The sequence below is a fragment of the Chamaesiphon sp. genome (assembly GCF_041737865.1).
Lineage (GTDB): Bacteria > Cyanobacteriota > Cyanobacteriia > Cyanobacteriales > Chamaesiphonaceae > Chamaesiphon.
On record NZ_JBGSQZ010000278.1, the window covers coordinates 1 to 6282 of the forward strand.

A 6282-nucleotide genomic window follows, 5' to 3' on the forward strand; every position below is an offset into this window, starting at 1 on the left:
AGCGATTTAATTCGAGCTGTTGATGATTTTCAGCATCGTATCAATCGATCGCCTATTTCTCTTGCCGATCGATTATGGGTGAAAAATCACCTCGATCCTGAAGAAGAGAAACTACGGGTTTCATGTTAGACGGGGTTTATATGGCTTTGGCATCATTCAGTACTTAGTCAGGGCTTGCTTGTCTATTATCCGCTCTTTCTGTCTTAACCGCCTTGGCGGTTGCCATACCTCGCGGTGCAGCTAACGTCAACGATATCAAAGCCGTTCGCCATCGTGCGGACGGGCAATGCTACAACTCCCAATATTATCCCCAAGACTGTCATTGTCGATGATGCTACCTACATCAATGCGATCGCTAACGCGACATCACCACCTGTCAACTCAGTTGGTTCGCAAAGTGGGGTACCTTTAAGTACGACGATCGCCAACGACCTAAATAACGCAGGTTTAATCGGCATCAACATTCCGGACACGACTAACCCAGCCACGACGATTGGCAGCCTTCGCAGCAATCAGCTGTCAGGAAATTTGACCACTGCGGGTACCCTCAATTCTACCGCCCAGCAACAGAAATATTTCGCTGACGCTACTAAGTACCTGTACAGAATTAATTACACACTGGCAATTCTCAAATCTTTTACTTAGAAGATGTTCAAGCAAAATCTTGTGTAATTAATTATGTCTAACTACTTACCAAAGCCATTCTGCCGCAGTTTGTCTCTGACATTGCTGCCAAAACTGCTAATGGATTTGCGGCTGTCTACCGGTCGCGAGATCCCGATGGCACACTGCACAATGGTGATGCCTTCAATGCTATCGATCCTGGTAATAACTCCCTGACGATCGGTATTAATGGGCCTACCGCCAAAAAAGGTGTGAATGCCGATACCAATTTGAAGCAGGTCGGCGGCCCTACTACAGTGCCGTTTACCAGCGATGTCATCACCTCCGTTACTGCGGCTAGTGGTACCCAAACCATTCTCAACACTCAAAACATCGGTAACACTACTCACTTTGCAGCGGCGGGTACTGACGCAAATTACCACATGATACTCAACCTAAAATAAAGTTAAATCATCACATTTTCTGCAATTAAAAATATCTATATTGTGTAAAAAATAGCACCTTGAAATAACTAATCCTTAACCTGTGACTGATATGGTGATGTTGTCATTATTTTCTAAAAATTATTAGCTACAGCTCAATAAATCGCGATCGCATCTATTCCTAACTCAAAGTTGGCACTACTAAATTAGCCCCCCGATCGCGTCGTTACTAGCAGATTTCCAATCATCCTCATAGAAAACACCAACTGACTATGACAACATTAAAAGGCTTCGCATCGCTTCCTGCTGATACTTTTGCTCCTGGCCCACAATCTGGTGCCTTCATTACTGGTACCACCAACGGTCGGACTATTCCGTTCTCTAGTCAACCCGTCCAAGGTTTGAGCGCAGTTCAGTTTGCCGATATCTATGGCAACTACTGGTTCATGCCTGATAATGGCTATGGTGCTAAAGCCAATAGTGCTGACTTTCTACTCAGAATTTACCAAGCAAATCCCAGTTTTCAAGGTTTGGGTGGCGATGGAACTGTCAAAGTTGGTAACTTTATTCAGTTGTCCGACCCAGATAAAAAAGCGGGATTCTCGATCGTCAATAATACTACTACCGATCGATTATTAACCGGAGCGGACTTTGATATCGAGTCCTTCACTCTTGCCAAAGATGGTTCGATCTGGGTGGGTGAAGAATTCGGCCCCTATCTCTTACATTTTGATGCTACAGGTAAATTATTGGATGCGCCGATCGCGACTCCCAATCCGGCTGCTAGTATGCTCAAAACTTTGGGCGGTAAAGCTCCGATCGTCATCGGACATCGTGGCGCGAGTGGCGAACTACCAGAGCACACATTAGGTGCTTACAAACTGGCGATCGAACGTGGTGCGGACTTCATCGAGCCGGACTTAGTTTCGACCAAAGATGGCGTATTAATCGCGCGGCATGAGCCAAACATGATTAACACTACCAACGTCAAGGATCTGGCTCAGTTTGCTAGCCGCAAGACGACCAAAATCGTCGATGGGGTCGCAGAAGAAGGCTTTTTTGCTTCCGACTTCACTTTGGCAGAAATCAAGACCATTCGGGCAATTATGCCGCAGAGCGAACGGACTCAAGTATTTAATAACTTGTATGAAATTCCCACGCTCGAAGAAATCATTAATCTCGTCAAGCAAGTAGAAGCTGACACTGGTAAAAAGATCGGCATCTACCCTGAAACCAAGCACCCTACCTTCCATGACAATCTGGGTTTATCGCTCGAAGAACCCCTGCTGGCAACTCTCGCCAAGACAGGTTTCACCGACCCTAGCCGCGTCTTCATCCAATCTTTTGAAGTTGCCAACCTCAAGGAACTCAACGGTAAAACTAACATTCCATTAGTGCAGTTGTTGGATGCTTATGATGTCAACCTCGATGGTTCGCTCAGTTATGAAGATGTCAACAAGCAACCCTATGACTTTACTGTCAAAGGTGACAAACGCACTTACGCTGACCTCCAGACGGTAGCTGGATTGAAAGAGATTGCGACCTATGCGGATGGGATTGGCGCGTGGAAGCCGATGATTATCTCTAGTAAGGGTGTGGATGCCAATGGTGATGGCAAAGCCGATGATGTCAATAAAGATGGCTTAGTTAACGATACCGATCGAACACTACTCCCCGCGACATCTTTGGTCAAGGATGCTCATGCGAATAACTTGCTCGTTCATGCTTATACCTTCCGTAACGAAGCGCGACGGTTGGCATCTGACTACAATGGCATCCCCGCAGAGGAATATAAAGCCTTTATCAATGCGGGTGTTGATGGCTTTTTCTCAGACTTCCCTGGTACTGCGGATTTGGTACGCGACCAAATGACTAGCCCAGTTGTACGATCGCCCCAAAACCCCGATGTCCTAGCAAAAACTACCTTCCAAACATTAGATGGTAATGCCCCACTAGTCCTCGGACACCGTGGTGCAAGTGGCAACCGCCCAGAACACACGCTAGAAGCTTATAAACTCGCGATCGCGGATGGTGCAGATTTCATCGAGCCGGATTTAGTAGTCACCAAAGATGGCGTACTCATCGCTCGTCACGAGCCGATGTTAGCCGTTGTTGCCTTGAATGCTGATGGTACCATCAAGCGGGATAGTGCTGGTAAATTTGAAATTACGACTACCAACACCAGTACTAACGTCCATCTCAAGCCCGAATTTGCCAGCCGCTTAACTGTTAAAACCCTCGATGGTATTAAAGTTGGCGGTTGGTTTGCTGAAGACTTCACCCTCGCTGAAGTCAAGACGCTGAATGCGATCGAGCGGCTACCAGCCCTACGCGGTACCAAATATGACAACGATGGACTCAAAGTTCCCACCTTCCAAGAAGTCATCGATTTAGTCAAACAAGTCGAAAAAGATACCGGACGCAAAATCGGTATCTACCCCGAAACCAAGCACCCCAGCTTCTTTGCCTCCCAGGGTATGCTCCTCGATGGTACGACCAAAATCAATGTCAATCTCGGTCAAAAACTCGTTGACACCTTAGTTGCTAGCAACTTCACCGACCCCAAACGGGTGTTCATCCAATCCTTTGAAGTTGCCAACCTCAAAGAGATTAATGACAAAATCATGCCCGCCGCCAAGATCGACATCCCGCTGGTGCAGTTATTCGGCGGTGCTGCTGGTAAACCTTATGACTTCACCCTCAGTGGTGATGTGCGGACTTATGGCGACCTCACCAAGCCCGCAGAGTTGACAAATATCGCCAAGTATGCAGTAGGAATCGGCCCAGACAAACGCCTGATCGTGCCTGCGGCTACTGTCGATCTCGATAAAAATGGGACACCAGATGACCTCAATGGTGACGGTCAAATCAGTGATGCCGATCGAGTTCTGGGTACCCCCACAACTTTGGTCAAAGACGCTCATGCGGCTGGTTTACAGGTACATCCCTATACCTTCCGCAGTGAAAGTTTCTTCCTCGCTTCGGACTACAAAGGCGACCCGAAAAAAGAACTAGAGCAATTTATCAACTCAGGCGTTGATGCCTTCTTCACCGATTTCCCTGGGACGGGTGACTTGGTACGCGACAAACTCGCCGGAATGCCTGCTGTCGATAATTTGGCCAGTTCGCGCGGATTTGAAGGTATGGCAATCAGTCCTGACAAAAATACCTTGTATCCCTTATTAGAGGGTACGGTATTTGGCGACCCTGCTGGTTCGCTGCGGATTTATGAATTTGATGTTGTTAGCCAGAAATACAAGGGTCAACTCGGTTTCTACAAAATGGAAGCGGTCGGAAATGCGATCGGTGACATGACCGTTGTTAATAATAACGAGTATCTGGTCATCGAACGCGACGGCGGACAAGGCGATCTAGCTAAATTCAAGAAGATCTACAAAGTAGATTTGTCAAAGAAAGATGCTAACGGCAATGTTGCCAAAGAAGAAGTCGCCGACTTGTTGAATATTCCCGACCCGTTGGACTTAAATAAAGATGGTAGCACTACTTACCGGATGCCCTTCGTGACGATCGAGAGTATCTTAGTTATCGATGCGAATACCATCTTGGTTGGTAATGATAACAACTATCCCTTCTCGATCGGTCGTCCCCCAGGCATCGACAATACCGAAATCGTCCAAATTACCCTCGACAAACCCTTGAACATCGACCCCCGCGTCGGTTTGAGTGCCGCACCAGTACCCGCACCAACCTTAGTTGCGGGTACGCCAGGTAACGACATTCTCCTCGCAGGCGTAACCCCAGGATTTAGCGGTTTCAATACCAGCGTCTTTACTGGTGCGGGTAACGACACTGTAGATGTACCGATCGGCGGTGTCAATACTGGTTTCAACCGGATCGATGCGGGTAGCGGTGCCGATACCATTTATGTCGGCAATAACGATCGCGTGTTTGGCAGTGCTGGCGACGATATTTTTGAAGCGACCGATGCCAAAGATTACCGAATTTCTGGCGGTGCTGGTAATGATACCCTGTTCCTCGGTGCCAATGGTCGCGCTTTAGGTGGCGATGGTAACGACAAGTTCTTTGTCGGCACTGGCGGCGGTAATATCCTCTCTGGTGGTGCTGGTGCCGACCAATTCTGGATTTATAACGGCGAAGCTCCAGCAAGTGCAAGTACGATCGTCGATTTCCAAATCGGCACTGATGTCTTAGGATTTATTGGCGGAGTTAAATTTACCGATTTGACTCGGACTGGTAATAATATCGCACTCGGCGGTAACACGATCGCGACTTTAACTGGAGTTGAGACTAATACTCTCACCGCAGCTAACTTTGCGTTTATCTAATCCCACTCGATCGCGTAGCTTCGCCTATGGTGAATCGAACATCGCAATTAGTTAATGAAAATTGAAAAATCGGTATAATTCATCCAGAAATTGATGAGTTATGTCGATTTTTTTTGATACCTACAGATTGTAAGATTCAGTTAAATTACTCCCTTCCCACTCAAGTAATAGACATCATGATTCACCATCCACCATTCACCATTCACCATTCACGCCCTAAGCTAGATGTCTAATTTGATACTGGGAAGGGAGTAGTATTAAAGCCATTAACCAGCAACACATGAGGTTTGTGGCTATCCACCTAGCTGCTGTAACTGTTGCATCAGCCAATTAGCGGCTGCCGTATTTGTTCCCGTCGCCAGCCGTTCTACTGTTTGCTCTACCAATTCGATCGATAATCCCGTTAACACGTTAGAAACTCGAATTGATTCGTAGGTACCCTTAACATTCAAACCAAAGGCAAACAATCGCATTCCTTTGACATCGACAACCCAATATTCGGCAATGCCCAAGCTAGCATAAATTTGTTTTTGCTCGTCGAGACCGATATCGAGACTAGTATCGGCTATTTCCCCTACTAAATCGGGCAACCGCTGACGACTCAGATCGATGCGGCGCGATTTGCTAGGTTGCCATTTAGAAATATTCTCGCCTACATACAGCACCAAATCCGGCGCGCTTACCTGCTGAGTTTCGGCTCGTTCGATCGAGCAACCACCAAAAGATTCGATCGCTGGTTCTGGATGCAAAAATGCCCAAAATCCAAAAATAATTGTAAACAAGTCAGCAAAGCGAGCGTGCTGGCTGCCTGACACAAGTGGCTCAAAAGTAGACAGGGAAAGAAAAGAGTAGAAAATCATGGCTTCGCTAAAGTTACGAACGCTCTAGCTGAAACTCGGATGAACGGTTCTACTCTTCTCGATCGTCTG

General features: G+C 47.0%; 3 protein-coding genes and 1 pseudogene. 3 read left to right on the forward strand and 1 reads right to left on the reverse strand.

Annotated elements, in window-relative coordinates; genetic code table 11:
- Positions 1-234 precede the first annotated feature (234 nt).
- The 3 genes from ACEW9J_RS21090 (at position 235) to ACEW9J_RS21100 (ending at position 5353) form a co-directional block, all read left to right on the forward strand.
- Positions 235-645, forward strand: a complete 411-nt coding sequence (locus ACEW9J_RS21090) for a hypothetical protein (protein WP_373547053.1) — start codon at positions 235-237, stop codon at positions 643-645.
- A 230-nt stretch (positions 646-875) separates the two neighbouring features.
- Complete coding sequence (locus tag ACEW9J_RS21095; RefSeq protein WP_373547054.1) at positions 876-1067, forward strand: hypothetical protein; 192 nt, start codon at positions 876-878, stop codon at positions 1065-1067.
- A 251-nt stretch (positions 1068-1318) separates the two neighbouring features.
- A complete protein-coding gene (locus ACEW9J_RS21100; protein WP_373547055.1) occupies positions 1319-5353 on the forward strand; it encodes a glycerophosphodiester phosphodiesterase family protein in 4035 nt (1344 codons plus the stop codon).
- 293 nt (positions 5354-5646) lie between these two features.
- On the opposite strand, the pseudogene ACEW9J_RS21105 reads toward ACEW9J_RS21100, so the two are convergent.
- Positions 5647-6162, reverse strand: a pseudogene (locus ACEW9J_RS21105) (Uma2 family endonuclease); the annotation flags it as partial.
- Between the last annotated feature and the right edge of the window lie 120 nt (positions 6163-6282).

Bases quoted from the DNA above. Each gene is read 5' to 3' on its own strand.
- ACEW9J_RS21100 (WP_373547055.1), top strand. From the start codon at position 1,319: ATGACAACATTAAAAGGCTTCGCATCGCTTCCTGCTGATACTTTTGCT.